The organism is Cytobacillus gottheilii (assembly GCF_001636345.1).
Lineage (GTDB): Bacteria > Bacillota > Bacilli > Bacillales > Cytobacillaceae > Cytobacillus > Cytobacillus gottheilii.
Map to the genome: position 1 here is coordinate 716,989 of NZ_KV440945.1, position 26,969 is coordinate 743,957.

Sequence of the window (26,969 nt, forward strand, 5' to 3'; positions counted from 1 at the left end):
TTGCGTCTTTGTAAGTTGGGTTTGGCGGATATCCAGGATAAAGAGTCAATTACACGACGTTAAAGATTGATTTCTTAGTAGAATTTAGTATAAACGGTGATATTTTAACGATTTTTAATAGAAAAATAGGGTTCTACTGTTTAAAAAAACAGCAATTGCGAACCGTGCATCCGACCTGCTGAAAACCAATACAATACAGCGCTTTAAAAATCAACAAATCTGGCGTAATTTACCTGTATTTCAAATTAATTAAATTTGCTACTATAAGATTACATTCAAGGATATTTGCGCCTTAAATGCAGGGCAGACTCTGATCTGTACCATTTTAATAGATAGCCATCTTAGGAGGAAAAGAAACGAATGAACAAGCAATTATCCAAGTTTTTAGCAGCTGGAACGACAGCGGCAGTAGCAGTATCTGTTGTAGCACCTGCAGTATCTGCAGAAGAAGTAACAGAAGAGGACTTTGAATTTGACTTTGGATTTGAGCATCCATTTACAGATGTAAAAGCAAGCTATGAAGAAGCAGTTAGCTTTTTATATTTTATTGAAGTGATTTCAGGTGTTTCTGAAACATCGTTTGGAACGGATCTTCAGTTAAAGCGCGGAGATGCTGCTGTGATTTTAGCAAATACGCTTGGTTTGGATACGGAAAACGCACCAGATGCAGGTTTTACAGATTTAAACAATCGTGTAAAAGGTGCTGTTAATGCTTTATATGCAGAAGGTATTATATCTGGGGTTTCAGCTACAAAGTTTGCACCAGACGATAAGCTTTCACGCGGTGCGATGGCTAAGCTATTAGTAAATGCATTTGAGCTGGAAGAGTACGCAATTGAAACACCATTTACAGATGTTGGCGGAACATTTGCTCCTTACGTAGAAGCTTTATATGGAGCTGAAATTACAAATGGAAAAAGTGCAACACAGTATGGAATTCATGACAACATCAAACGCGGCGATTTTGCTAATCTTTTATATAGTTCATTGATGTTTACCGGAGATCTATTTGAATCTCCTGTGACAGATGTAAAACTAGTTGACTCCAAAACAGTTACCGTAACTTTTGCTGAAGCAATGCCAGAGGACATTACAGCTGAAGAAGTGGCTGAGTATATGATCATGGGCGTTGACTACAAAAATGAAGAATTTGTTATGCTAATGCCTTACACAGCTAAGTTCTCTGCAGATCGTAAGGAATTAACGATGACACATCTTGATCTTCAAGGACAAGAAGGTATTTTCTATCTGGATGAATTCGAAATCCCGTATGACTATTCAGCTCCTGTTGCTGGAAAAGGCGATATCATCGTAGAAGGTCAAGATTCAGCTGTGACATTCGATTTTGCTGGAGGAACAACAGCGTCCGTTACACTTGAGAGCGGAGAAGCAGACTTTGTTAACTTAAACAGCATGAGCATGGAAGTGCTTGATCAAAATACGGATGAAACAAATGTCAATTTAATTCTTAAAGATACAGACGTACCTTCATATGCACCAGGAATTGGCCTAAACTGGGGAACTCTAGAGTACAAGGATGGTCAATGGCAGTTAGTGGATCCAACAAATTATGTTATCATTCCAGTTGGCCATTACACACTGGAAGCAGAGTTTAAAGATACAGCTAATCATGCAACAACGGTTAGCCTTAAGATTGAAGTAAAATAAGATTAAAGTAGTTAGAGAGTGTCCTTATTTGAGGACACTCTCTTTTTGTTTTAGTATAAAAAAAGCCGGCAAGCGCCGGCTTCTCTTTCTTACATTACTCAGCAGAAAGGTCTGTAATACGACCTTCTGTTACAGGTTCAATTGTTTCAAAGCCTGTTAGATAGTCTGTGAAAACTTGGAAGTCTACAAATCCTGGCTCACTCACACGTCCATCAGCATAGGCTTTTGCAAATACGTCATAGCCGTCGCCGCCCTTAGCGGTGAAAGTGTTTGTTGCAACAGCATAAGTTTGATCTGCCGCAAGCTCTGCGAAATTGCCGTCAGTGCCTTTTACTTCTACAGAAACAACGCGATCACCTGCTGGCTTCGAGCTGTCATAAGAGAATTTAAGACCAGATACTTGCAGGAATCCGCCGTTTTGTTCTGGAGCTTGGCTTACGCTGTGCTCAAGAGCTTCAACGATTTCTTCTCCAGTTAATTGCATGATTCCAAGAGCATTACCGAAGGGCATAACTGTTAGGATTTCGCCCAGTGTGATATCGCCTTGGTCAATGGAAGCACGGATTCCGCCGCCATTTGTCAGCGCGATCACTGTATTTGGGTTAATGGATTGAGCTTTTTTCAGCATCCCATCCGTAATTAAGTTACCAAGATTCGTTTCTACTGTACGTACATTTGCACGCTCACCATCAAGTGCTACTGCAGTTTCAACACCAATTGATTCTTGCTGCATTGCGTCGATTGTCTCTTTATAAGGCTTAAGGATCTTCACTGCTTCAGCATCTTCCGCCACTTCACCAAGATCAACTAGTTCGCCATCAAGAGTTGTTACAACACCTTCACTGTCAAAGTTTACACTTAATGTTCCAAGATATTTATTGTACTCATTTGCTTGAACAATGACAGTAGGTTCTGTTTTATTCTCGCTAATCACAACTGCTTCTTCCAGTTTTGTATGTGTATGTCCGCCAACGATGATATCGATGCCGTCTACTTGCTTAGCAAGCTCTAAATCGTTGTCGAATTCGATGTTATCATCATAGCCAATATGTGTAAGAGCAATGATTTTGTTTACACCTTGCTCTTGCAACTCTTTAACGGAAGCTTTTGCTTCTTCAATGTAGTTTTTAAATTCAACTTGATCAGGGCTTGAGATTTCAGCTGTTTCAGAAGTTGTTAATCCGAAAATACCTACTTTTTCTCCATCTACTTCCTGGATGATCGCATTATAGATTTTACCGTCTTCAGCATCTGCTGCCACAGTGCCTTCTACTAATCCATCAAACAAGGAATCTTTTGAGAAATCTACGTTTGCAGTAACAAATGGGAATTTAGCAGCTTTCACAAATTCCGCAAGTGCTTTATGGCCATCTTCGCTTGAACCTAGGTCAAATTCGTGGTTTCCGAACGTCATGGCATCGTACTCAAGGTAGTTCATGAATTGAAGATCTGCTTGTCCTTCAAATTCATTGAAATAAAGTGTGCCTGAGAAAACATCCCCAGCATCAAGAAGAAGTGCTTCAGGGTTAGCTGCACGGAATTCCTTTACAGCTGTCGCAAGCTTAGGTGCGTTTTGTGCATTTCCGTGCTGGTCGTTTGTATGCATAAGAGATAATTCAAAAGCAGGTTTTACTGCATCTGCTTTATGAAGGAAAATAGCAAAGTCACCGCGTTTTGCTTGCTGGCCGACACCATATTTTGTTGCAGAAACACCATTTGTGATTTCATTTGCAACAAGTGCTTCTACCGCTTTGGCATAACGATCGCTAATATCCGTAAATGCGCTGTCAGCAGAACCTTTAAGTTTAAAGCCTCTTTGAAGCCAAATCGCAAGCTCTCCTCTAGTAATCTCACTGGAAGAACCAAAAGATGTAGCAGTTTTACCAGATGTAATGCCAGCAGCTTTAAGAGCATTTACAGCACCTGCAGCGCGATCTGGTACATCAGTGAAACCTGAAGCTGGTGCATTATCTGTATCTAAACCTAATACATTTGCTACAAATACAGCTGCATCAACACGTTTAATGGATTGGTTTGTGCCAAAAGATGTAGCAGAAACTCCCTTTGCTCCTTTTTCTACTAAGAAGTCAACGGCATCCTTATAACGATCCGGTACATCTGTAAAATCCTTTGCTGCAGCAGAAGCGGCAGGCGCGATAGCAGAAGCAACTAATGCTGCCGTTGCAGCTGTTGCAATAAACTTGCGGTTACCCTTTGTCATGTTTCTCTTCCCCCTTGATTGTTATGTAAATGGTTCGTATTTTCCTAAAATGAAGAAAAATAGAATAATAGACCCGAAAATATTATAGCAAAGATTACAACCTTTGTAGGAGAATATTTAAAAAAGAATGACAAAATTTTAATTATTTTTACAATAAATTTAAGAGGGAAGTAGAGAATGCTGTCGAAGGGCGGGGCACTTAGTACTTCTTTGATGCTCGTCGGCACACTTTTTACGGCGTGAAGGGCACATAGCGGTAACTTAAGTGCCCGCCAGCCCACTTTTTAGGGCGTGAAGGGCACATAGCAGCTACTTAAGTGCCCGCCGCCACACTTTCTCCAACCTAACGGGCACTTAGCTGCGCCCCTCTCTGCCATCGGCTCTCTTTATAACCAAAGAAAAAGACAGCTTGCATAAGCTGTCCGGCACCCGTTTATCTTTGAATAAAACCTGTAAAAATATATTTAGCGATTTGTTTTGTTCCAAGGTTTTCAATCGCTGTTTTTGAAGTGTATTTCGTCCAGATCGGGGTGTTGAATGATGTAATCTCATTTTCACTGTGAATATCCGGCTGGATAGCGACAAGCTGCTCAGATGAAAGTCCTTCTACTACTTCTTGTGTTTGTCCCATTTTCAATCCCACTGTTAATGGCGTTTTCTGCAATGTCCCGTCCTGGCCAATAACAAATGCGTTCTTTGCGATGCCAGTTGTGCTTAATGCTTTAACTGGAATGGTTACGGCATCAAGTATTTCATTTGTGACCACATTTACATTTACATGCTTGCCTGTTAATAATGACTCTTGTTCTTCTTCAAGCTGAAGTTCAACGGAGAAGGGATAAGTACTCTCCTTGTTAAGGGATGGTTCGGATTCAGGATATGTGTTGATCTTGCTGACGATTCCATTTATTTTTCCTTCATCAGCTGCAAAAACATGAGCAGGCATGCCCACCTCAATTTTGTCCACTTCTTCTTCTGTTAAACTGCCTTTGATCGAAGGAGTATCAGAATGGATGGTGATGACCGGGTTACCCAGACTGGTGTTAATATCTGTAACCGTTCCAGCATAGGTGCTGAGGGTGGTCAGCATATTGTTTTGCTGATCTATATTGGAAATTTGCTTTTGGATGACACTTGCTTCAGCCATTAATAACTCTCGCTCAAGCTCTTTTTGATAAATTTCTTTTTCAACATCAACAACGGAATTATAGATGAAGTTAGTGGAATCTTCGTCTGCAGTTTCCGTGCTTTCTTTTGCCTCAATGACAATAATAAAGCTGCGCAGCTCATCAATATGATCTTCAATGCTTTCGATTTGTTCTTCTAATTTATCTGCTTCAAATTCCAGCATTCGCTGATCTTCCTCAATATTGAAGGATTCATATTCAAATAAAGGATCACCAGGATTCACAGTATCGCCTTCTGCAACGGTGAACTGGCTGAAAGCCCCGATTTGTTCGTTAAAATAAACCTTGTGCTCTTCCAAAGGAACGACGACACCTTCTGTATGGAAGGCTTCCTGCAGATCGCCCCGTTTGGTTTCTTCATACTGACTCACATAAGAGATTCTATCAATCTCACTATCTTTCTTAAGGAGCAAGTAACTGTTTACACTGATCAGGAGAACGGATGCAGCTGTTCCAGCAATGATCTGCCATTTCTTCATCATTTTCAACACCTTTTATAGAAGCTTTTCAAATTTTATATATGAAAGTAAAGCGGAAATCAGCCAGTAAAGGAGATGAATGGAAAGAACCATCAGAAATAGTACCCTAGGCTTCCGTTCTGAGAGATATACTAACCCTTTATACTGCAGCCAGATCACGAAGATCGCAATCAGGCTGATTTGTCCAAAGAATGATGTAACAAATAGATTGTCAGTTAAACTTTGCGCTATAATTCCTAATGATAATGGAGATGAATCTTTATCAAGTCCAAGCTGGAACGCGAGGAACATAAAGATCGCTTTCTCAGCAATCAGAATACTTACCGCAAAAAATTGCAATGTAAGAACTTTTTTATACGGAATATCTGTCAGTGACCAGAAATAAAGCGCTGGAATAAACAGAAGAAGGGCAGGATAGCAAACACCCCATAAAATCTGACCTAACGCGAAAAATAGTTTCTTTGCTTCAAATTCACCTGCAGACACACTCGTTAATTCGTTTGAAATAATGTCATTGCCCATTCCAAAGTACGCACCGATTGTAAAAATAAGGATGCTGGCAATAAAAAGGAACACTATTCGATTTGTTAGATTTCGTACTTCCTCCGCTTTTTGAAGCTGATAGAAAAAATCATAAGGGTGGAGTAGCCCTTTTATGAGCCGAACTTCATAAATCATATAAATCCTCCAGTGATTAGGTATCATTCATTTTTATTACACTAAATCCTATTTTAACTTAAAATGTGACAAAAAGGCAGTAATTACCTCTAAAAACGCATGTAATATTTTACAAAATGAATAAAATTAACTAGATTGAGCGGGGATTTTAGACGCAACGGAGGAAAGGGTTATTTTTACTGCAATATGCACTCGCTTTCCGGCGGGGAGGGTGTTGTTCCCTCCTTGTCGCGCGCTCCAATCCGTTTCAATCACTATACATAATGCTGCTATGATCCTGGTGATAATCTACCAGTTCTTAATCTTCTCCGTAATAAATTGAATGTATTTAGTATCAAGCTGCAATTCAAAGATAATGAGAGCTCTCTCCATAAACGATTTGGCTTCTTTCAGATTGCCGATCAGTTCGAAGTTGTAGCCAACATGGTAATGAAGCTCGCCAAGCAGATACAAATGGTCTCGTTCAATACAGTAGGCGATCGCCTGTTTACAGTATAATGTTGATTGCCGATATTGCCCGAGGCGAGTGAGTGTCCGAGCGAGATTATAATATAAACGTGTTTGGATCGTATCATCCTGTATATATGGAAGCTGTTTAAGATGTTCTTTTGCATACTCATAGATTTCGAGCGCTTTTGGAAGGTCGCCTTGCTCAAAAAGGATGATGCCTTTGCTTTGAAGAATTTCAACTTCTCGCTCAGACCACACTTTGTCATGAGTCATTTCAATTGCTTCGTCCAAATATTTCAGTGCTGTATTCACTTTATTATCTAGGTGGTAGGTATAAATGCCTTTATGCCAAAGAAGGAGTTGGGCATTTTTCCGATTTTGATGAAAAAGCGGGTTTTTTTCCTCGGCTTTAACGATCAACTGCATTTCTTCATATTTTAATTCACGCCGGGCTGTAATAAGCTGCCGGCTTACTTCCCGCACATAATCAATTCTGGGAGTTGTTCCGATATCAAAAAAGTAGTTGACATCAACTCCTAATTTTTGTGAAATAAGATAGAGTGTCGAAGCATACGGGTAGACATCGCCCTTTTCGATTTTACTTATTTGCGCCTGCGTACAAATGCCATCAGCCAGCTCTTTTTGAGAAAGCTTCAGTTGTTTTCGCAGCTCCTTGATTTTTTCCCCGATCACAATAAAATTCATGTTGACCACATCCTAAATATTCCTATAATTATATTTCTGATTGTACCACTGAAAAATTAAGAGATATAGACTGAAAACCTCCTACTAAATCCTTATAATAGAGAATTTGCATTTTTTCAAATTATGGTTAAATGAAACTGTAAAGATTAATCAAGCTTTTGTCAAAGGTCAGTTAATTACTAATTGAAGGAGGCAGTTATATGAAAAAGAAATTTTTTGTATTATTCACAGCTGTATTAATCGCACTTAGCTTGTCTGGAGGAGCGATCAGCGCCAGTGGTCCAGATGGAGGAGCAACAACTTTAGAATTACCATCCGTACATTAAGTCTTAAGCTAGTGTAACTAGGCCTCAACGTTTATACATCATAATCTCCTTTGATCACTTCGTTTTGAAGTGATTTTTTTTGCCTTTTTCTTTATGTATGGAGAGGATGCGAGAACCAGTAACTAATTAATACATAATAAGAAGCGATATTAATAGAAGAAGTTTGTTTTAACAGCATGCGTAATTAGCTTGTATGGAATAAAAATGGTATAAAATATGCTTATAGTTATATTTATACTCAAAAACATGATCTTTCTAGATATATTAGAGTTGAAGCATACATTCAAGCAACCTCAATGGTTTTCTGAATATTTACTAAATTTGCTATGATAGAGTTATCCTGAAGAATAATGAGGTGATCGTATGAACGCATTAGAAATGAAAGTGATGCCATCCTTTCAAGAGGGAAGCTGCTCGATCCTGTTTTCGTTTTATTTTCAAGAAGAAGAGAAGAAGATTGGAGAGGCCGTCATTTGTACATGTTCAGAAGCCTTTTTTACAGATGGAAACCAGACAGAAATGGAAATGTCGGTTGCATTTATGAGTGAAAATATCCATTGTGAAAAAAAGATTGCCTACCTCAAGGAGTTCCAAGTGATGGATGAATACAAACAGGATTCCATGGGCCGAATTCAGGATTTTCTTCGCATTATTGGCATTAGCGAATTTAAAGAACCATATGTCCTTTAAAAGACCTATGTCCATTTTAGGATGAAACACTGTAATCGTATTAGCCTTGGTTAGGAAATAGTCTATAGGAGATTCTGGGGTACAAACCACTAAATACTTATTAGCTATAATTTAACCAAAATAAGAAAAATCTTCATATTCCTTCTTGTATATAAGCCTGTATATGTTAAAATAAAAATGTAATACAACTCCGTTTTGGTATACTGATAAATTGTGGGCGATGGTTGGCCTAAGGCTGGAAAGATATCCGTTTTTAATAAACGGATATCTTTTTTTTATGCTTTTTTATAGAAGAATGGTGAACTACTAAATTATACAAACAAGTTGATTGCTCATTTGAAATATAACTTGACTCCGGTAAATTGTCCATTAGTTTTGGTTTGGTGTAGAACTTTTATAAATCTTAGAAACTAATAAGTTTAAAAACAGGTGCAATGGAGCGGAGGACCCTCGACTCCTGCGGGCTATAGAGGAAAGGGTGAGACACCGCAGGCTTGCCGAGGAGGCTCAGCTTCCTCCCCGCGGAAAGCGAGGGTCCGCAGCGCAATGGAACAAACAGCCTATTAAGATTAATTAAGTTATGTACCGCTATTTCATTTTAACTAACTAATTGGACAAAATTACCTGCATTTCCACAAGGATAATTTTACATATTGTGTTGGATTTTATAGGAAATCATATATACTAGAATGGTAGATTTTATAAAAAGAGTGAAAGTTAGGGGATGTAAAAGAAGAATGAAAAAAGCGTTTTTGTTGGTGTTGTCACTGTTCCTGGTTACTTGGCATTTTAGCGGCATTACAGCTTTTGCAGACACTGTGACGAATGTAACGCCAGGCGTTAAACTGGAAAAACGAAATACAACCATTTCCAGTAAAAAGCAGGCAGTAAATATTTTAAATGTTAATTTACTAGATCCATATACAACAATAAATTATGGAATCTCCAGTCCAATCAATCAGCGTTCGACTGTAACCGCACTTGCGAAAGCAAATACACGCGAGAAACATCATGTTGTTGGTGCAGTAAATGCTTCTTTATTTCATATGGACAGCGGGTACCCTACATACTTGCTTGCTCGTAATAATAAAATTGATTTTCTCGGAGCGGTATCTGCTTTAAGTAATGGATTTATGCATACACCGGCAGCTTTTGGTATTGATAAAGCCGGGAAAGGATTAGTAAGTAAATTTAATTTAGATATTACGTTATCACATCATAACAAAAGCTTTAAGATTGATTCTTTTAATAGACAAAGAGATCCGAATGAAAGCATCCTCTTTACGAGCAGTAATCGTTATGATAAAACTCGGACAAACCAAACAGGGTTAGAAATTGTTGTTCAAAAATTGAATAAGAACCTAGATCCGGGCGCGAGCTTTGGAGATACCATTACAGGTGAGGTAACTTCCATCCGGCCATATGGACAGCTTACAAGTGCGACAATCCCTAAAGATGGGTATGTTATTTCAGCGCACGGAACACAAGTAGATCAAGTAAGAGATCTAAAAATTGGAGATCCTGTATCTCTTAAAGTAGATATTGATGATAAATGGAAAGACGCTTCCTTTATGCTTGCAAGCGGTCCGCTTCTTGTACAAGCAGGCAAGGTGAATATGTCAATTGATCCTACAAGTCCTCGTGCGACTTCCAGAACATCAAGAACAGCTGTTGCGGTTGATAAAACGGGTACTAAAGTATTCCTTGTAACAGTAGATAAAGGAACGGCTGGCTATAGCCAGGGAATGACGCTGAAGGAATTTTCTTCTTACTTAGTTGGACTTGGAGCCTATCAAGCTCTGAATCTCGATGGTGGCGGGTCAACAACATTGGCAGCGAGAATGCCAGGAAACCGCTATGCAGGCTTAATCAATAGGCCATCGGATGGAACGCAAAGACGGGTTTCTGCGATCTTGCAGGCTGTCAGCACCGCTCCATATAGTGAAGCTGTTTCGTTTAAAGCAGCACAGGCTGAAGTTGGAAAAGTAGCGGTTGGCGCTTCTGTTTCTTTTAAAATATCAGATGCCCTTGATGGGTATAACAACTTAATTCCGTATAATGAGAGTCAAGTAGAATATATTGCTGATAATAACATTGGCAAAATTGAAAACGGCCGTTTTGTAGGCTTAAAAGAAGGCACAACAAATGTCACTGTTAAATATGGAAAAGCTCAAGTGAAAGTGCCTGTTACTGTTGTAGCAACTCCATCTCAATTCAAAGTGACACCTGGTGAGGTTTATCTGCAAAAAGGCGGAGAACAGACACTATCTGTTACGGCAACAGATGCAGACGGCAAGCCAATTATTATGAATAAGGATTCTGTTTCATGGTCTGTAATTGGAAATGCTGGAACGATCGATGATAATGGAAAGTTTACGGCTGGAAAAGCGGAAGCGAAGGGAACGATCGTTGCACAAATGGGCAGCAAAAAAGTTTCGATTCCTGTAACTGTAAGCAACAAGCCAAGACTTCTGAATGGGTTTAATTCAAAAGCAGAGTGGAAGGCTGAGAGCATTCGCGCCAGTACGACACTTAGCTCCATAGCGGATGGCACTCAATATGAAGGAAATGGGGCCCTGCGCTTAAATTATGATTTTACTGGCAACAAAAGCGGTACAACAGCATCATACGCGGTCGCTTCCAAAAGAATTGCGATTCCAGGCAAACCTAAAGCAATTGGCGCGTGGGTATATGGCGACGGAAAATCGCATTGGCTGAGAGGACGCGTTTATGATGCGCAAGGCAAGGAAGTTACAATTGACTTCACGAAAGAAGCCGGTCTGAATTGGAAGGGCTGGAAATACGTACAGGCACAGCTTCCATCTACTGTTCGTTATCCATTATCCTTTGACCGAATTTACTTAGCAGAGCCGACCATTTCTAAACAAAATAAAGGCAGCATTGTATTTGATCAGCTCCAGGCTGTATATGATCTGCCACATGCCGAGACTTATTTTAAAACGGGATCTGATACAAGGACTGCACCGGCTAACAAGCAATGGAAAGTTGAATTTAATATTCCATTAAGTCCATTATCCATCACGAAAGAAAACATCTATGTGGAAAATAGCAAAGGTGAGCGGATGCCGATTTCGGTCAAGCTGTCTAATGACCTTAAAACAGTGCTCGTAAATGCACCTTCTGCAGGCTATCAATCTGGTGAAAACTATCGCCTGACAGTTACGAAGTATGTAACATCAACAAAGGGCATGGGATTGAGAAAAGATTTTTATATGACCTTTAAAGCTCAATAAAGGATAACAAAAAAGATCAGCTTTGATGGCTGATCTTTTTTGACGTGTAATTTCTTAATATAGCAGGATACCGCTGTTTTTTATTGAATCGGATATGCTCTCCATTTAGATAAATCCGGATTCTCTTTTTTAACTAATGAGGCTGGGAAGATAAAAGTCCAAGGTCTGGATGTGTTGGCCTTTAATTCGAAATCTTCAAGTTTAAAGCTTCCTTCTGCTACTTTTTCACCTGCAGCATCTTCAACGATTAGTGGCAGCTGGTGGAATGCAACGTTTTTCTCATGGCCATTGCGAAGCAGCATCGTCACTTGAAGATCTTTATTTTCGGCAATTTGAGCATTTAATCCATAGAAGTTTACTTCTCCTGGCTTAGGAGCCTCAAGAGAGGAAACGAGTTTTTCAAGATTTTCGCGCTGTTCAGTTGAAATAGCTTTTACCCAGGTTTCATGTAAATCAAGCTTATGCTTTTCTTTTAATTCAATTGCAAGAGTCCAATCTTTATGGCTGAATTCCCGATTTACAATTGAATCAACTGGGAATATGAATGTCCATGGACGGCTGCTTCTGCCTGGAACTTCGCCAAGAGCGCCTAAATCAAATGTATGTCTGGCGGCCAGCTTTTTATCCGCATCTAAAAGAACCAAAGTTAGCTCATGAAACTTAATGCCTTTTGCAAGACTGTTTCGAACGAATGCTGTTACTTCAATTCCATGGTCCTCATCATTTAACTCAATTCCAGCTAGAGAAATTTGATTCGGCTTCAAAGGTGCTAAGTCATTGTTTAAGAACCTTAGTACATAAAGCTGTTCGTTTTCAACATTCCAGCTAGGATGAAGTGACAGTTCCGTATGGATTTGATCCTCTTGGCTTTTTTCATCAGTTTCATTTAAAAGCTCAGTTGATGATACGCTGCTGTCCAGACCAGTCATTTTGATGTCTTCTTTATTTTTGCGGCGAAAGATTGATAAGATCCCCATTTCTCCATACCTCCATGTTTATACGTTTTGTTCTTCTATGGCTTTTAATACATTGGCAAGCTCAATGGCTGTGTGTCTTCTGATTTTATTAAAAGAATGAGTGAAGAGCTCAAGGCCTTCCTTCTGATAAAGGCGCATTGGATCTTCCTGCTGGTAATGCCTTAATCCAATTCCTTCTTTTAGCCTTGTCATTCCTTCAATATGTTCAATCCAAAACTTATCAATAATACTTAACATTAAGTATTTCAATGTTGTCTGAAATTGTACATGGTCAGAATAAGCCTCGAGACTGGCCAGGTATTCTTTTACCTTCGGATGAACGGTTTCTTCTATATCTGAAATATCATTAATCACATTAGGCAGTGTGACGTCAAATTGAGCTGGGAGCATACCTTTTAACCTTGCCTCAATTTGTTTTACGTCCACATCTTCCGGCACCATATCTTCTAATTGAGTCGATTCAATTTCATTTTGAACGGCATCTTCTACAAGGTTTGAAACAGTGCCTATATGATTGTCTTCGTTTATAATGCGGTTTCGCAGTGTATAAATAATTTCACGCTGCTCGTTGATGACGTCATCGAGTTTTAAGTTGTATTCACGCATCGAGTAGTTGGCACCTTCAACGATTCTTTGAACGCGGTCAACAAATTCGTGAATATTTTTATTTTGCACGATTCCATTTTCCACTTTTAGGTTCTTATTTAACTTTTCAAGGTCATCTTTGGCGAATCTTCTAAACATATCATCTTCAAGCGAGATGAAGAATTGGCTGCATCCTGGATCGCCTTGTCTGCCTGAACGGCCCTTAAGCTGATTATCGACTCGGCGGCTTTCGTGTTTTTCGGTCCCAAGGACGAATAGACCGCCTAATTCGTGAACACCTTCACCTAATAAGATATCCGTACCTCTTCCGGCCATATTGGTCGCAATGGTAATCGTATTTTTTTGCCCTGCCGCGGCGATCAGTTCTACCTCTTGCTCCACGCTTTTGGCATTTAAAATTTCGTAGGATAGACCAGCTTCAACAAAAAATTTCGCAACTTTTTCTGATTGAAGAATAGATGTGGTTCCAACGAGAACAGGCTGTCCTTTTGAATGAATCTCTTTTACCTTTGCAGTAACAGCCTTATATTTATCTTCTGTTGTCTGGAAGACAATATCAGGCAAGTCTTCGCGCTGGCGCGGCTTGTTGGTTGGAATTTGAATCACTTGCATATTGTAAACTTGCTGAAATTCTTTTTCCTCTGTTTTCGCTGTACCGGTCATGCCTGATAAATATTTATACATTCTAAAATAGTTCTGAATCGTGATTGAAGCTTGCGTTTTATTTTCGTCTGTAATTTCCAGGCCTTCTTTAGCTTCAATTGCCTGGTGAAGACCATCACTTAATGTCCGGCCTTCCATAATCCGTCCTGTGAACATGTCAACAAGCATGATTTTACCGTCATGCACAATATAGTCCACATCACGCTCAAACATAACGTGTGCCCGTACAGCCTGAATCACATAATGGTATAACGTCTGATGCTCGAGCTCATACAAATTATCGACACCAAAAGCCTTCTCCACCTGCTCAATTCCTTTTTCGGTTAAGCTAGTCGCTTTGGTTTCTTCATCAAAGGAATATTCTTCGTCCTTTTTAAACCGTTTGGCCAATTTAGCAGCAATATGATGAAGGTTTGAGCTGGAAGCCATTTTACCGGCAATAATCAATGGTGTTTTGGCTTCATCAATCAACACGCTGTCCACTTCGTCAATGATGGCAAAATGATAAGGTCTTTGCGTTTTTTCTGCAGCCTCTCTTGCCATATTGTCACGCAGATAGTCGAAGCCGAATTCTGTTCCGACTCCGTACGTGATGTCCGCAGAGTAAGCAGCTTTCTTTTCTTCCGGATCTAATTGGGCGATATTCAGCCCAACCGTTAATCCAAGGAATTCGTGAATCTTGCCGATCTTTTCTTTGTCGCGTGTTGCTAAGTAATCGTTAACCGTAATAACGTGAACGCCTTTGCCTTCGAGTGCACGCAAATAGCTCGGAAGGGAAGCCACTAATGTTTTTCCTTCACCAGTTGGCATTTCCGCAATGTTTCCTTCTGTTAATACTAACCCGCCGATCAACTGCACATCATAGTGACGCAAGCCTAATACACGCTTCGAAACTTCACGCACGACAGCAAAGGCATCCGCTGTAATATCACGAATACTTTTGCCGTTTTGGAGTTCTTCTTTAAACTGATTTGTCATATTCTGAAGCTGTTCATTATCATAAGCTTCATATTTGCTTTCCAGCATATTAATTTCTTCGACCAATTTATAATATTTTTTCAAACGCTTTTCGTTTGTATTAGTTATTTTATTCTTTAGAAACGTAAACATTAATGACGCCCCTTAATCTCTAGTAAACTACATAAGTCTTGACATTAATTAATATTACCAAAAGAAGAATGGATTTACTATTAATATTCATGATATGGAAATAAATGTTTCTATTAAAATTTAATTGCAATTTTATTGCAAAATGTGTAACTAAATGACGACTAAGCTCGTCTATGTATTGGGACAGTAGGCATGTGTTTAACTTATTTAAAAATTGGGCATGTAATATGGGAAATTAATTATAAAAATTTCTGTAGATATATTGATCGGAACTAGATATAATGAAAAAAGTTGAGATATGCCCATTTGGAATATTTTACTTACGAGATTGCTAGAAGCCTTTTTCCGCTGCCGGGGAAAAGCACTTCCATTAAAATGTAACAAAAGACTAAGTTGTTAAATTAAAATTGATATCAATTGGATATGCTAATCATTGAGGAGGTACTTCATGGTTTACCTTACCTTGTTAATATGCTTTATCGCTTCAATTATTATTACTCCTTTCGTTAAAAAGCTGGCCATCAGAATTGGGGCAGTTGACAAGCCCAACCAGCGAAAGGTCCATCAGAAAATTATGCCGCGTTTAGGCGGATTGGCAATATATATAAGCTTCATTATTGGCCTTTTGGTATTAAGACCGGATGATGCATTAACCTGGCCCATTGTGATCGGGAGTTTAATCATTATTATTACAGGAGTTCTGGATGATCTCGTTGAGCTTTCTGCCAAGTATAAGCTGCTGGGCCAAATCGCTGCTGCTGTTGTCGTTGTTTTAGGCGGCGTTCAGCTTGAATATATTACTGTTCCGTTGATAGGCGAGCTTAACTTTGGCATATTCAGCATTCCATTGACACTGATTTGGATTGTCGGAATCACCAATGCGATTAACCTGATTGACGGCCTGGACGGATTAGCTGCAGGGGTATCTTCAATCGCGTTAATCACGATTTCTGGAATGGCAATCATTAAAGGTGATCCATTCGTTGTAAGCATCGGATTTATTGTGCTCGGAAGCACATTAGGTTTTCTGCTTTACAACTTTCATCCAGCGAAGATTTTCATGGGTGATACTGGAGCATTGTTCTTAGGCTATATGATCGCAGTGCTTTCCTTATTAGGATTTAAAAACATTACAATGATTTCATTGATTATCCCAGTTATTATTCTCGGTGTGCCGATCTCTGATACATTCTTTGCGATTATCAGACGAATCGTCAATAAGCAGCCGTTATCAGCACCGGATAAATCACATTTGCATCACTGTTTATTGCGACTTGGTTTCTCCCATAGCCAGACAGTGTTATTGATTTATGCAATGGCGGCAATGTTTGGATTAGCAGCAATCATCCTTTCACAGGCAACTGTCTGGGGCGCAATCCTGCTGATCGGCCTGCTGATCGTCGGAATTGAACTTGTTGTTGAAAAAATTGGTTTAGTGAATAATGACTACAAACCTTTGCTGAAAATGGTGAAGGCTCCGAAGAAGATGTAAGATATGAAAAACGGCCCTTTGATTAGGGCCGTTTTTTTTTGTTGTGTGCCCGGCATGGGTGCAGGCTCTAGGGTGCGAGTCCCGAACGGCGAAGGCAGTAGTAGCCGTAGCTTAAGACAAGGATATGCGGGGTGACCCTCCTATCTGAAGGAAGTCGGCGGCAAACTTCCGCTCTGAGGAACACGAATCTCATATGAGGCTAGATGACATTGGGTGAGTCTGCAATACAAGACAAAGTCCATACTGCCAAAGGTGTCACATAGTAAATGAGGCGGAGACATGGAAGGAAAGTCTGTACTCTTACCCGGGGAGAACCTGTCGATATGCCGTACTCATGCGGTAAGCCTATCCGTGAGGATAAGTTGAACGACAGGCGTCAGCAGAAGCCATAGTACTTATTCGCTTAAGAGGATAAGGAAGGGCTGAACCGGTTATGGAAAATAGGAACTAGGCGTATCTTTCCATTCGATGAAACAGAAAACATAGTACCTGTTTAATGAAAGAAACGGTGAATCCGCGGGGGTCATTAAACAGGGTGGAGAATGAAAAGGACACAAACAGAACACCTATTTACGCGGGAGGTTATATCAATGTTAATGGAACGAATCATGTCACGGGAAAACCTACTTAATGCGATTAAAAGAGTAGAAAAGAATAAGGGAAAACATGGAGTGGACGAAATGCCCGTCACTGCTCTTCGTGGACATATTATGCTCAACTGGAGCGAACTGCGAAAATCCCTCTTCGAGGGAACCTATATCCCATCCCCCGTCCGTCGAGTCGAAATCCCGAAACCAGACGGCAAAGGGAAGAGGAAACTGGGAATCCCAACCGTGACAGACCGTTTCATTCAACAAGCAATCACCCAAGTGCTTACCAGAATGTATGACCCTAGTTTCTCTGAATGTAGCTTCGGCTTTCGCCCTAACAGGCGAGCGCACCAGGCTGTTAAATTAGCCCAAAGCTATATAGAAGAGGGTTATCGATGGGTAGTCGACATTGACCTTGAAAAGTTCTTTGACAAGGTTAACCACGATAGATTAATGAGTAAATTAGCCATGAGGATAAAGGATAGTACTCTCCTCAAACTAATAAGACGGTTCTTAACCTCTGGTGTTATGGAAGGCGGACTTGTCAGTCCTAACCTTGAGGGGACACCGCAAGGTGGACCTTTAAGCCCTTTACTTTCGAATATTGTGTTGGATGAACTGGATAAAGAACTGGAGCGCAGAGGACATCGCTTTGTCCGCTACGCCGATGATTGTAATATCTATGTGAAATCTAAAAGAGCTGGAGAAAGAGTTATGAAGGCAATGACCCATTTTATCGAGAGGAATCTTAAACTGAAGGTTAACAAGGATAAAAGTGCTGTAGACCGCCCTTGGAAAAGGAAATTTCTTGGGTTCAGTTTTACAAGTAATCTAAAACCGAAGGTGAGAATATCTCCCCAATCAGTTAAACGGTTTAAAGATAAAATAAGAAAGCTTACAAGCAGACGAAGGTCAATTGCCATGGAAGATAGGATTCATAACCTTAACCAATATCTAGTGGGATGGGTTAATTATTATCATTTAGCAGATACCCGTTCAGTAATCGCAAAACTCGAAGGATGGCTTAATCGAAGGTTAAGAATGATTCGATGGAAGGAATGGAAACTTCCCCAAACGAAGGTCAAGAAACTTATTAAACTAGGTGTTTCGAAAGGGAAAGCATATGAATGGGGAAATACAAGAAAGGCTTATTGGAGGATATCCAAAAGTCCAATTCTTCATAAAACATTAGGGAAAGCCTACTGGCTTTCCCTTGGGTTAAAAAGTATTTCTGCTAGATATGACTTACAGCGTTCGACTTAATCGGAACCGCCGTATACGGAACCGTACGTACGGTGGTGTGAGAGGGATAAATGGAGGTTAATCGCCTCCCCCTATCTCAATTCTATATATCTTAATACGTAGTATGTTCCATTGCGCTGCGGACCTCACTTTTCGAGGGGAGGAAGCTTGAGCCTCTTCGGCGAGCCTGTGGGGTCTCAGCTTTTCCTCTATTTCCCTTCGGAGTGGAGGTCCTCCGCTCCATTCCACCCGTCTTGAAAGGGTTGGTATTTAAAAGAAAAAGACCCGAGACATTAGACAGATACAATCTGCTAATTTCATCGGGTCTAATTTTTGACCGAGAATAAGTATTTTCAGCCTCTGTTTAGCGTATTACTCATATCCAGTTGTTTCATTGCCTTCAAGCTGCTCAGTCTCTGATTCAGGTGAGTTCAAATCCGTTTCACCGTTGTCCAGGTTCATATGAGCTTTTAAGATATTTTTTGCGTTTTCTAATTCAGTTTCGTCTAATTGATAATAATAGACGGAATTGATATAGGAGTCACTTCCAGCTAAGTTAAGTGTATCGATGTTTAAACTGCTTCCTGCTGTGGCAAAGTCAAAGAACGATTTCATTTCGCCAAAAGGAAGATCTGTTGTCATATTATCGCCAACTGCTTCCATTAAATCACCATACTTGGTCATGCCTGAAACAGATATCGTCTTTTTAACAATGGCTTTAATAATTTCCTGCTGGCGCTTGCCGCGTTCAATGTCATTGTCCTGTTTTCTTGTCCGGGCAAGTGCCAATGCTTCTTCACCGTTTAATTCCTGAATGCCAGGCTCAAGATTGATGGAGCCTTTTTGGTCCAGCGAATTCATTTCAGAAATAGCATAAGGGACTTCTGCTTCAATGCCGCCTAATGTATCAACAACATCGATAAAGGCATTAAAGTTCATTTTTACATAATACTCGATCGGGATATCAAGCATTTCTTCAACGGTTTCGAGTGTAGCAGACACACCGCCAAAGGCATGTGCATGTGTAATTTTATCTTCATATCCTACATCAGGTATATAAACGTAGGAGTCGCGGGGAATACTCAGCAATTTGACTGATTTTTCCTCGGCGTTGAATGTAGCAAGAATCAGGGCATCTGAACGGGACCCCGTGTTATAGCTGCGAAGCTCACTATCGTCGACACCAATAAACAGAATCGAAGTATCCTCGCTTTCAGGCATTGAATCGGTTCTCTTTGTATCTCGTTCTACTGGCTCATAAGACTTATCCATTACAGATTCGGCTTTGTTAAATAAAAATGCACCATATGCAGTTGCGCTTAAGGTTAGGACGAGCAGCGGAAGAAGGATCAGCATTAATACTTTCTTTCGTTTGCTTCGTTTCTTTTGGCGCTTGATTGATTGTCTATCAAGAGACATAGAGCTTTTCTCCTTTAAATTAGATTCATTTATCTATTTTACAATTTTCGCTATAATTCGTACAATACTTTTTCGATATTCGAAGGTGTTCTTATTGAACAAGTTCCTCCATATAAAGACTTTCGCCTTTGCGGATCTTACCTTGTCCGTTTGTCAGTTCGGTCATCCATTCCGTGAAAGCGGAAGTTTGATTTTCTTCTACATAAACTTCTATTTCGACATTGTCTAAGTAATGAATGTCTTTAATACTATATACGGAAGAGCGCAGCTCATTTTCAAGCTTGCCAAGCCATGTATAATCTACAGTTGTATGCATAACAGCCATCAGCTTTCTTTCAACGATTCCAGTCGCTGTTAATCCTTCAGATGTCGCTTTTCCATATGCGCGGATTAAACCGCCTGCTCCTAGTTTTATACCCCCAAAGTACCGGGTAATAACAGCTACGGTATCTTTCAGCTGTCTTTTTTTCAAAACTTCTAAGATGGGTACACCAGCCGTTCCGCTTGGTTCTCCGTCGTCATTTGCCTTTTGAATTTGGTCGTTCTCACCAATTAAATAGGCAGAACAATTATGGGTTGCGTTCCAGTGTTCTTTTTTAATTTTTTGAATGAATTCCTGTGCTTCTTCCTCTGTTTCAGCTCTTGAGATAAAGGCAATGAAACGGGATTTCTGGATCACGATTTCGTGTTCTCCAGATCCTTTTACGGTCAAATAGCTCGGCAGCATAAAGTGTCGCTCCTAACGGTTGTTTTCAATGTTCGTCAATTGGACGGCTCACAGCAGTGAACCTGTCTAGTTAAACATATGACATTGGAATGCCTTACATTCGATGTGTATTCCTATTATAAATCGACATAATCCAACATGTCTTCTTTTATACTATCATAATTTATATATGAAAGAAGGCAGCTGAGAGTACGATTATATAAATGTAATATAAGCCTTGTCTCCGGCTGGCTTGCTTGTTGATTAGTAAGTTTACTTTAAAGGGATTGTAATAAAACTTTAATATGGTTGTCTTAGGACCATGTTATAATAAAAAATATTCTTCCAGTGACAACGTTTTCTGTGATTCATCGTACAGAATATAGGATAAATGACATGATATCTGAATTCAACCATGAGTCTATTTAACGAATTTGGCGGAATTTCGCACATTTTGCGGTCTTCTTATATAGTAACGAGCATTTTTTCGAGTTAAAATAGGGAATAGCAACAAGGAGATTATGATGGGAATAGGTCTGACAGGCTATTCTGACAAAAAGAGAGACACAATAGATGGTAGCGTCAAGTACCTTATGACTGAGCTTTTCTTTCCCTTGGAGGACTGTAAATGAGTTTAAAGAAATTTGATACTAAAGCACTTGATTTAATATTGCAGAAAATGATTGATACAGTCGGAACAAGCAAAGATGAAATCTTTCGGATTGGCGAGCAGTGCCGTAAGGATTATGAAACACTAACGGACGAGCTCAAAGAGGTCAAGCTGAATGTAGCTAAGATCATCTCTACTGGTGACGACCTTGAAGTAAAGACAAGGTTTGCCCGTAAACGGCTGTCTGAGGTCAGTATGCATTTCAAGGATTACACAGAAGTGGAAGTGCGCGAGGCATACGAAAAGGCTCATCAGCTTCAAATGGATCTTTCCATGAACCGGCAAACGGAAAAACAGCTGAGAGACAAGCGTGATGATATTGAAAGAAGGCTTGTAACCGTTCATGATACGATTGAACGAGCTGAGCACCTGATTTCGCAGATTACGGTCGTGATGAACTATTTGACGAGTGATCTCAAGCAAATGGGCGAGGTGTTGGAGGATGCAAGGCTAAAGCAGGAATTTGGCTTGAAAATCATCGAAGCACAGGAGGAAGAAAGAAAACGCCTGTCGCGTGAAATTCATGATGGACCAGCCCAAATGATGGCGAATGTCATGATGCGCTCTGATTTAATTGAACGAGTATACAAAGAGCGCGGCGGGGAAGAGGCCATTCTGGAAATCAAGAGTCTGAAGAAAATGGTCAGAAGTGCCTTATATGAAGTGCGGAGGATTATATATGATCTGCGGCCAATGGCGCTTGATGATTTAGGGCTTGTTCCAACTTTGAAAAAATACCTGCAAACGATAGAAGAATATCATCAAAACGTTCAAATAAATTTCCAAAATATTGGAGCAGAGCTGCGTTTGCCTCCTCAATATGAGGTTGCGTTATTCCGGCTTATTCAAGAGTCAGTGCAAAACGCATTGAAGCATGCACAGTGCTCGGATATTTCGGTCAAGCTGGAAATCCGCAGCGACAGAGTGGCAGCGGTGATCCGCGACAATGGTAAAGGATTTAATATAAAAGAGAAAAAAGGGGATTCCTTTGGTATTATGGGAATGCGGGAACGTGTTGAACTTGTTGAGGGTCAGCTTTCCATTGATTCAAAACAAGGAAAAGGCACAGTCGTTATTATACAGATCCCTTTAAGTTTATAAAGCAAGCGATATAAAAGAGAGAGACCTTGGGAGGCGGAGAATTTGACAACAAAAATCGTAATCATCGATGATCATCAGTTATTTAGAGAAGGGGTAAAAAGAATTTTAGACTTCGAAAATTCTTTTGATGTAGTAGCAGAAGGAGATGACGGCAGCGAGGCAATGGATCTTGTTGAGAAGTATCGCCCGGATGTAGTCATTATGGATATTAATATGCCAAATACAAATGGGGTAGAAGCAACTCGTTTGCTGACTGAAAAATATCCAGAATCAAAAGTGATCATCTTATCGATTCACGATGATGAAAACTATGTAACACACGCATTAAAAACAGGTGCAAGCGGCTATTTGCTAAAAGAAATGGACGCGGACGCTTTAGTAGAAGCTGTTAAGGTTGTGGCTGATGGCGGATCCTATCTGCATCCAAAAGTAACGCATAACCTTGTTAATGAATACCGCCGTTTGGCTTCTGAAGGGACAAACAATCGCAGTACGTATGTTCAAGTGGAAATTCGCAGACCACTTCATTTGCTGACGCGCCGTGAATGCGAAGTCCTTCAGCTGTTGGCTGACGGAAAAAGCAACCGCGGAATTGGCGAAGCTTTATACATTAGCGAAAAAACTGTTAAAAACCATGTGAGTAATATTCTGCAAAAAATGAATGTAAATGACCGTACACAAGCTGTTGTTGTTGCGATTAAAAACGGCTGGGTTGAGGTTCGATAAAAAAATCTGCACGTAAAGGGGGACGCCCTTTACGTGTTTTTTTGTGTAAATGAAATATTGGGATGTGTAGAGTTATAAAGCTTCTTTTTTATATGTGAGAGTATCCATGGTGAGAGCTGACACAATCATTTCGATCGTAGCTTTCGTGTCAGAATTGTGTTTGCGTGCTTTTTGAATCATCAACACGAGCGTATCTATATCTTGAGGAGAGGAATTTTCTATAAGCCAATCTGCTAACTCGGAACCGCTGATCTGTTCCTGTAGAGCAGGAATTATGATTTTATCGTGTTTTTGTAATTCATACCGTAGAATTTTGTGATTAAAAACGACTCTACTTTCAAAATCTGCTTCATAATGCTTGTGCAGAAATTGAGAGTGAAAAAAGTCTGCCACCTGCCTTTAGACCACCTTTCTTATAAAATATGTCAATTAACAAATATAGAGTTTAACACATTTGTTAGAAATTAGAAGATGTTCACAGATTCACGTAATTTTAAAATTTTTCTATATATATTGGCTATTCTATTTAAGACCTGATCTTTATTAAATATTTTCAAAGGGATCTGTAAGAATCTGCTTGTAAGTAATGCAATTTTCCATTCATTCATATAAAATAATAGAAGAACATATAGTAGAGAAAAAAGGATAAGGATGGTAGCTCTATTTATGAAAACAGCTGTTGTTACAGATAGTACGGCATACATACCTCTAGAAATACGGGAAAAATTGAACATACATATGATTCCTCTAAGTGTGATTTTCGGCAACGAAACGTATCAGGAGGAAGTAGAAATTACTGCAGATAGCTTCTACGAAGAAGTTAAAACGAAAGAATTGCCAACCACATCACAGCCCCCAGTTGGTCAGTTTATGGAGCTGTTCGAAAAGCTATCAAAAGAATACGATGAAGTTATTTCAATTCACCTTTCAAGCGGCATAAGCGGCACATTCCAAGGAGCCGTGTCCGCTGGAAGTCTGGTAGAAGATATTAAAGTATTTCCGTTTGATTCAGAAATCAGCTGCATGGTTCAAGGCTTTTATGTCTTAGAAGCGGCAGAAATGGCAGCTGCAGGCAAAAATGCGGCAGAAATCATGGAACGCCTCGAAGAAATGCGCAAAACCCTAAAGGCCTATTTCATGGTAGATGACCTTTCCCACCTGCAGCGCGGCGGTCGCCTATCAAGTGCCCAGGCACTCATCGGCAGCCTACTTCAAGTAAAGCCACTATTGCATTTTGAAAACAAACTAATTGTGCCATTTGAAAAAATCCGCACAAGAAAAAAAGCAATGAAACGCATTGTTGAATTGCTCGGCGAAGCAGTCAAAGGCGGAGAACCGCACCGCGCAGTTATTATCCATGCAAATCGTGAGCAGGAAGCGATTGAGTGGAAAGCAGAGCTTGAAGAACAATACCCGCATGTTGAATTCGTAATCAGTTACTTTGGACCGGTTATTGGCACTCATCTTGGCGAAGGATCAATGGGACTTGGCTGGGTGAAGAAATAGAAGTTGAGAAAGCACCATTTCCGCTGGGCGGGGGTGGTGTTTTTTTGTTGTTTTTGGGCTGGCGGTAAATTCTTGTGGTTGGCAGTGACGAATCAGAGGTTTGGCGAATAAAAGTATGTTTAAAGCGAATATATGAATTTAAAGGCGAATAAAATTTTTTCACGGCGAATAAACCAAATGAACAGCGAATAAATCCCCTGGACGGCGAATACGACCCATATTCCACCTCTTAAAAACTGACCCCCACCCAAATTCATGTTAAAATAACCATAAAAAGAGAGGTGGTCCCATTTGCGCTTTATCCTGCAGGAAAACAAACTAAAGCTTGCAGCCCCCACAGACCCAGACAACAAACCTATCACAGCCCTCACCCAAATCCCGCACCCAGAAACAAACCCCAATTACTCTTTCAGCCAAGACCTTCAACACTTTCTCCAAGGCCGTATGCTCCTTCACGACGAACTCCCTTTTCCAAAAGAACAACTCCAAGAGCACTATGAAAATGGCTATATCCACTATCATAAAGGAATCAGCATCGAGAAAAGCAAACCCATATGCACACGCTGCGGAAACAGCAGCAGGCATCAATTTGCAGCGTTTCCTTGTGCTCGCTGCGGCGAAAAAGAATGTTTATATTGCCGGCAATGCATCATTATGGGCAGAGTCAGCAGCTGCACACCCCTTTTAACATGGACAGGTCCTGAAGTTCAAACAAAAGAATCAGTGCCACTGAAATGGGAAGGAACCCTTTCGCAAGGACAGGCGCATGCTTCAAAAAAAGTCACCGAGGCAATCAAAGCGAACGGGGAGCTGCTCGTTTGGGCGGTATGCGGAGCTGGGAAAACGGAAGTGCTTTTTGCTGGCATCGAGGCGGCACTAGCACAAGGAAAACGTGTTTGTATCGCAACGCCGCGTACAGATGTTGTCCTCGAGCTCAGCCCGCGTCTCCAAGCTGTTTTCCCTGATATCAAAGTGGCGGCTCTTTATGGAGGGAGCGAAGACCGCAATGAAAACAGTGTATTAACGATCTCAACCACACACCAATTATTCCGCTTCCATGACGCGTTTGACACGATCATCATCGATGAAGTCGATGCCTTTCCATTTTCTGCTGACGCATCCTTACAGCGTGCTGCTCAAAAGGCGCGCAAAAACGTTTCGTCCCTCATCTACCTATCAGCAACCCCAAACGAAAAATGGCAAAATGAATGCAAGCGAGGAACCCGCCCTTTCGTAACAATCCCGGGCCGCTACCATCGTCATCCACTGCCCGTGCCTGAACTGAAGTGGTGCGGCAATTGGGAGAAAACCTTAAAACGCGGAAAGCTTCCCCGAAATGTAGAAGCATGGATTACAAAAAGACTTACAGATCAAACACCTGCTCTCCTTTTTCTGCCTAAAATTGAATTAATGGAAACACTGCTTCCTTACATGAAAACCTTTGATGAACGTATTGAAGGTGTCCATGCGGAAGATCCGCAAAGAAAAGAAAAAGTACAGCGGATGCGGAGCAAGGTAACACCGCTGCTTGTGACAACAACGATTTTAGAAAGAGGAGTCACTTTTCCTGGTGTTGATGTTGCAGTGCTTGGCGCAGAGGATCGCATTTTTACTGAAAGTGCTCTAGTGCAGATTGCTGGCAGGGCAGGCAGAAGTGCGAGCCAGCCGAACGGAAATATTACTTTTTTTCATTATGGAAAAACAAACGCGATGAACAAGGCAACCAGGCAAATCACCAATATGAATAAAGAAGCGTTTGAGAAAGGGCTGATTGATTATGTTTTGCCTGGGATGCGGAACTGAATTAAAGAAAGTGGTGAGCTGGCACAGTTTGTTTGCAAAGGAGGAAGGTCCTTTGTTATGCCAGGAGTGTTTAGAAAAATTAGAACTTATCAGTGGCGAGGTTTGCCGACTCTGCTCGAGACCGCTCGGGCAAAACCCATACCAGCAGGATGGAATGTGTCTGGATTGTCTGCGATGGGAGGAAAACGAAGCTTGGTCCGGTGTTTTGGATCGTAATATTTCGGTGCTGATGTATAATGATTATTGTAAGGAACTGATCGCACTTTTTAAATATAGAGGTGATTATGCTGTGGCAGCAGCGTTTGCAAGCTTGCTGAAACACCAGCTTGGAACCCTAACATACGACCTTATTGTACCTGTCCCGCTTAGTCCGGAGCGCCTTTATGAGCGGGGATTTAATCAATCCGAAGCGCTCATTCTTTCATTAGGAAAAGAACCCGCCCACCTCCTCGCCAGAAAACACTCTGAAAAACAGTCAAAAAAATCCCGACATGACCGCATTCATTTACCGCAGGTTTTTCAGATAACTCAACAGACAAATTTATCCGGTAAACAAATTGTCTTAATTGACGATATATATACAACAGGATCTACATTGCGGCATGCAGCTATTCTTTTAAAGGAAGCTGGTGCGAAGACGGTAATTTCACTGACCGTCGCGCGCGGGTAGAGTCCATAACTGATCTAGTGGAGATAAGAA

20 protein-coding genes are annotated in these 26,969 nt (G+C 40.5%); 11 read left to right on the forward strand and 9 right to left on the reverse strand.

The features are described 5' to 3' along the window. The first annotated feature begins 360 nt into the window (after positions 1–360). Positions 361–1,668 (forward strand): S-layer homology domain-containing protein, encoded by a 1,308-nt coding sequence (locus tag A6754_RS03375; protein ID WP_066442509.1) that lies wholly within the window; start codon positions 361–363, stop codon positions 1,666–1,668. Positions 1,669–1,762: 94 nt separating this feature from the next. Here A6754_RS03375 and A6754_RS03380 read toward each other — a convergent pair whose 3' ends face one another. The 4 genes from A6754_RS03380 to A6754_RS03395 form a co-directional block, all read right to left on the reverse strand. Beyond that, complete coding sequence (locus tag A6754_RS03380; RefSeq protein WP_066442510.1) at positions 1,763–3,889, reverse strand: 5'-nucleotidase C-terminal domain-containing protein; 2,127 nt, start codon at positions 3,887–3,889, stop codon at positions 1,763–1,765. A 433-nt stretch (positions 3,890–4,322) separates the two neighbouring features. After that, positions 4,323–5,558 (reverse strand): efflux RND transporter periplasmic adaptor subunit, encoded by a 1,236-nt coding sequence (locus A6754_RS03385; RefSeq protein ID WP_156495679.1) that lies wholly within the window; start codon positions 5,556–5,558, stop codon positions 4,323–4,325. A gap of 12 nt (positions 5,559–5,570) precedes the next feature. Next, a complete protein-coding gene (locus tag A6754_RS03390) occupies positions 5,571–6,233 on the reverse strand; it encodes a hypothetical protein (RefSeq protein ID WP_066442512.1) in 663 nt (220 codons plus the stop codon). 288 nt (positions 6,234–6,521) lie between these two features. Then, positions 6,522–7,388 (reverse strand): helix-turn-helix domain-containing protein, encoded by an 867-nt coding sequence (locus A6754_RS03395; RefSeq protein ID WP_066442513.1) that lies wholly within the window; start codon positions 7,386–7,388, stop codon positions 6,522–6,524. 200 nt (positions 7,389–7,588) lie between these two features. On the opposite strand from A6754_RS03395, the gene A6754_RS23135 reads away from it, so the two are divergent. From A6754_RS23135 to A6754_RS03405, 3 genes are all read left to right on the forward strand, one after another. Then, complete coding sequence (locus A6754_RS23135) at positions 7,589–7,714, forward strand: hypothetical protein (RefSeq protein ID WP_257297397.1); 126 nt, start codon at positions 7,589–7,591, stop codon at positions 7,712–7,714. Between the two features lie 363 nt (positions 7,715–8,077). Further along, positions 8,078–8,404 (forward strand): hypothetical protein, encoded by a 327-nt coding sequence (locus A6754_RS03400; RefSeq protein WP_066442514.1) that lies wholly within the window; start codon positions 8,078–8,080, stop codon positions 8,402–8,404. 737 nt (positions 8,405–9,141) lie between these two features. Continuing rightward, positions 9,142–11,658, forward strand: coding sequence for a phosphodiester glycosidase family protein (locus tag A6754_RS03405; protein WP_066442515.1), 2,517 nt, complete (start codon positions 9,142–9,144; stop codon positions 11,656–11,658). Between the two features lie 80 nt (positions 11,659–11,738). Here the strand turns inward: A6754_RS03405 and A6754_RS03410 are convergent, their stop codons facing one another. Both A6754_RS03410 and secA2 read right to left on the reverse strand, forming a co-directional pair. Next, positions 11,739–12,635 (reverse strand): accessory Sec system S-layer assembly protein, encoded by an 897-nt coding sequence (locus tag A6754_RS03410; RefSeq protein WP_066442516.1) that lies wholly within the window; start codon positions 12,633–12,635, stop codon positions 11,739–11,741. Between the two features lie 18 nt (positions 12,636–12,653). Further along, positions 12,654–15,014, reverse strand: coding sequence for an accessory Sec system translocase SecA2 (gene secA2 / locus A6754_RS03415; RefSeq protein WP_066442517.1), 2,361 nt, complete (start codon positions 15,012–15,014; stop codon positions 12,654–12,656). A gap of 448 nt (positions 15,015–15,462) precedes the next feature. Here secA2 and A6754_RS03420 point away from each other — a divergent pair, with 448 nt between their 5' ends. Together A6754_RS03420 and ltrA are read left to right on the forward strand one after the other, a co-directional pair. After that, entirely contained in the window at positions 15,463–16,506 is a 1,044-nt protein-coding gene (locus tag A6754_RS03420) for a glycosyltransferase family 4 protein (RefSeq protein WP_066442518.1), read from the forward strand. Positions 16,507–17,096: 590 nt separating this feature from the next. After that, entirely contained in the window at positions 17,097–18,359 is a 1,263-nt protein-coding gene (ltrA, locus tag A6754_RS03425; protein WP_066441994.1) for a group II intron reverse transcriptase/maturase, read from the forward strand. Positions 18,360–18,710: 351 nt separating this feature from the next. On the opposite strand, the gene A6754_RS03430 is transcribed toward ltrA, so the two are convergent. Together A6754_RS03430 and A6754_RS03435 are read right to left on the reverse strand one after the other, a co-directional pair. After that, on the reverse strand, positions 18,711–19,757 hold the full coding sequence (locus A6754_RS03430) for an LCP family protein (RefSeq protein ID WP_066442519.1): 1,047 nt from the start codon (positions 19,755–19,757) through the stop codon (positions 18,711–18,713). A 91-nt stretch (positions 19,758–19,848) separates the two neighbouring features. Then, positions 19,849–20,484, reverse strand: coding sequence for a YigZ family protein (locus A6754_RS03435; protein WP_066442520.1), 636 nt, complete (start codon positions 20,482–20,484; stop codon positions 19,849–19,851). Between the two features lie 607 nt (positions 20,485–21,091). Here A6754_RS03435 and A6754_RS03440 point away from each other — a divergent pair. Continuing rightward, positions 21,092–22,234, forward strand: coding sequence for a sensor histidine kinase (locus A6754_RS03440; RefSeq protein ID WP_066442521.1), 1,143 nt, complete (start codon positions 21,092–21,094; stop codon positions 22,232–22,234). A gap of 42 nt (positions 22,235–22,276) precedes the next feature. Next, the gene (locus tag A6754_RS03445; protein ID WP_066442522.1) at positions 22,277–22,960 is read left to right on the forward strand and encodes a response regulator; all 684 of its coding nucleotides are present in this window, start codon (positions 22,277–22,279) and stop codon (positions 22,958–22,960) included. Positions 22,961–23,032: 72 nt separating this feature from the next. Here A6754_RS03445 and A6754_RS03450 read toward each other — a convergent pair whose 3' ends face one another. Then, positions 23,033–23,353 (reverse strand): hypothetical protein, encoded by a 321-nt coding sequence (locus A6754_RS03450; RefSeq protein WP_066442523.1) that lies wholly within the window; start codon positions 23,351–23,353, stop codon positions 23,033–23,035. Between the two features lie 273 nt (positions 23,354–23,626). Here A6754_RS03450 and A6754_RS03455 point away from each other — a divergent pair, with 273 nt between their 5' ends. The 3 genes from A6754_RS03455 (at position 23,627) to A6754_RS03465 (ending at position 26,939) form a co-directional block, all read left to right on the forward strand. Continuing rightward, positions 23,627–24,466 (forward strand): DegV family protein, encoded by an 840-nt coding sequence (locus tag A6754_RS03455; protein ID WP_066442524.1) that lies wholly within the window; start codon positions 23,627–23,629, stop codon positions 24,464–24,466. Positions 24,467–24,757: 291 nt separating this feature from the next. Continuing rightward, a complete protein-coding gene (locus A6754_RS03460) occupies positions 24,758–26,269 on the forward strand; it encodes an ATP-dependent helicase ComFA (RefSeq protein ID WP_066442525.1) in 1,512 nt (503 codons plus the stop codon). A 52-nt stretch (positions 26,270–26,321) separates the two neighbouring features. Then, a complete protein-coding gene (locus A6754_RS03465; RefSeq protein WP_371806955.1) occupies positions 26,322–26,939 on the forward strand; it encodes a ComF family protein in 618 nt (205 codons plus the stop codon). Positions 26,940–26,969 lie beyond the last annotated feature (30 nt).

Excerpts from the sequence above, each read along its gene's own strand:
- A6754_RS03405 (WP_066442515.1), top strand. The coding sequence starts at position 9,142 with ATGAAAAAAGCGTTTTTGTTGGTGTTGTCACTGTTCCTGGTTACTTGG.
- A6754_RS03375 (WP_066442509.1), top strand. The coding sequence starts at position 361 with ATGAACAAGCAATTATCCAAGTTTTTAGCAGCTGGAACGACAGCGGCA.
- A6754_RS23135 (WP_257297397.1), top strand. The coding sequence starts at position 7,589 with ATGAAAAAGAAATTTTTTGTATTATTCACAGCTGTATTAATCGCACTT.
- secA2 (WP_066442517.1), bottom strand. The coding sequence starts at position 15,014 with ATGTTTACGTTTCTAAAGAATAAAATAACTAATACAAACGAAAAGCGT.
- A6754_RS03390 (WP_066442512.1), bottom strand. The coding sequence starts at position 6,233 with ATGATTTATGAAGTTCGGCTCATAAAAGGGCTACTCCACCCTTATGAT.
- A6754_RS03410 (WP_066442516.1), bottom strand. The coding sequence starts at position 12,635 with ATGGGGATCTTATCAATCTTTCGCCGCAAAAATAAAGAAGACATCAAA.
- A6754_RS03400 (WP_066442514.1), top strand. The coding sequence starts at position 8,078 with ATGAACGCATTAGAAATGAAAGTGATGCCATCCTTTCAAGAGGGAAGC.
- A6754_RS03385 (WP_156495679.1), bottom strand. The coding sequence starts at position 5,558 with ATGATGAAGAAATGGCAGATCATTGCTGGAACAGCTGCATCCGTTCTC.
- A6754_RS03440 (WP_066442521.1), top strand. The coding sequence starts at position 21,092 with ATGAGTTTAAAGAAATTTGATACTAAAGCACTTGATTTAATATTGCAG.
- A6754_RS03420 (WP_066442518.1), top strand. The coding sequence starts at position 15,463 with ATGGTTTACCTTACCTTGTTAATATGCTTTATCGCTTCAATTATTATT.
- A6754_RS03430 (WP_066442519.1), bottom strand. The coding sequence starts at position 19,757 with ATGTCTCTTGATAGACAATCAATCAAGCGCCAAAAGAAACGAAGCAAA.
- A6754_RS03455 (WP_066442524.1), top strand. The coding sequence starts at position 23,627 with ATGAAAACAGCTGTTGTTACAGATAGTACGGCATACATACCTCTAGAA.
- A6754_RS03435 (WP_066442520.1), bottom strand. The coding sequence starts at position 20,484 with ATGCTGCCGAGCTATTTGACCGTAAAAGGATCTGGAGAACACGAAATC.
- A6754_RS03380 (WP_066442510.1), bottom strand. The coding sequence starts at position 3,889 with ATGACAAAGGGTAACCGCAAGTTTATTGCAACAGCTGCAACGGCAGCA.
- A6754_RS03395 (WP_066442513.1), bottom strand. The coding sequence starts at position 7,388 with ATGAATTTTATTGTGATCGGGGAAAAAATCAAGGAGCTGCGAAAACAA.
- ltrA (WP_066441994.1), top strand. The coding sequence starts at position 17,097 with ATGTTAATGGAACGAATCATGTCACGGGAAAACCTACTTAATGCGATT.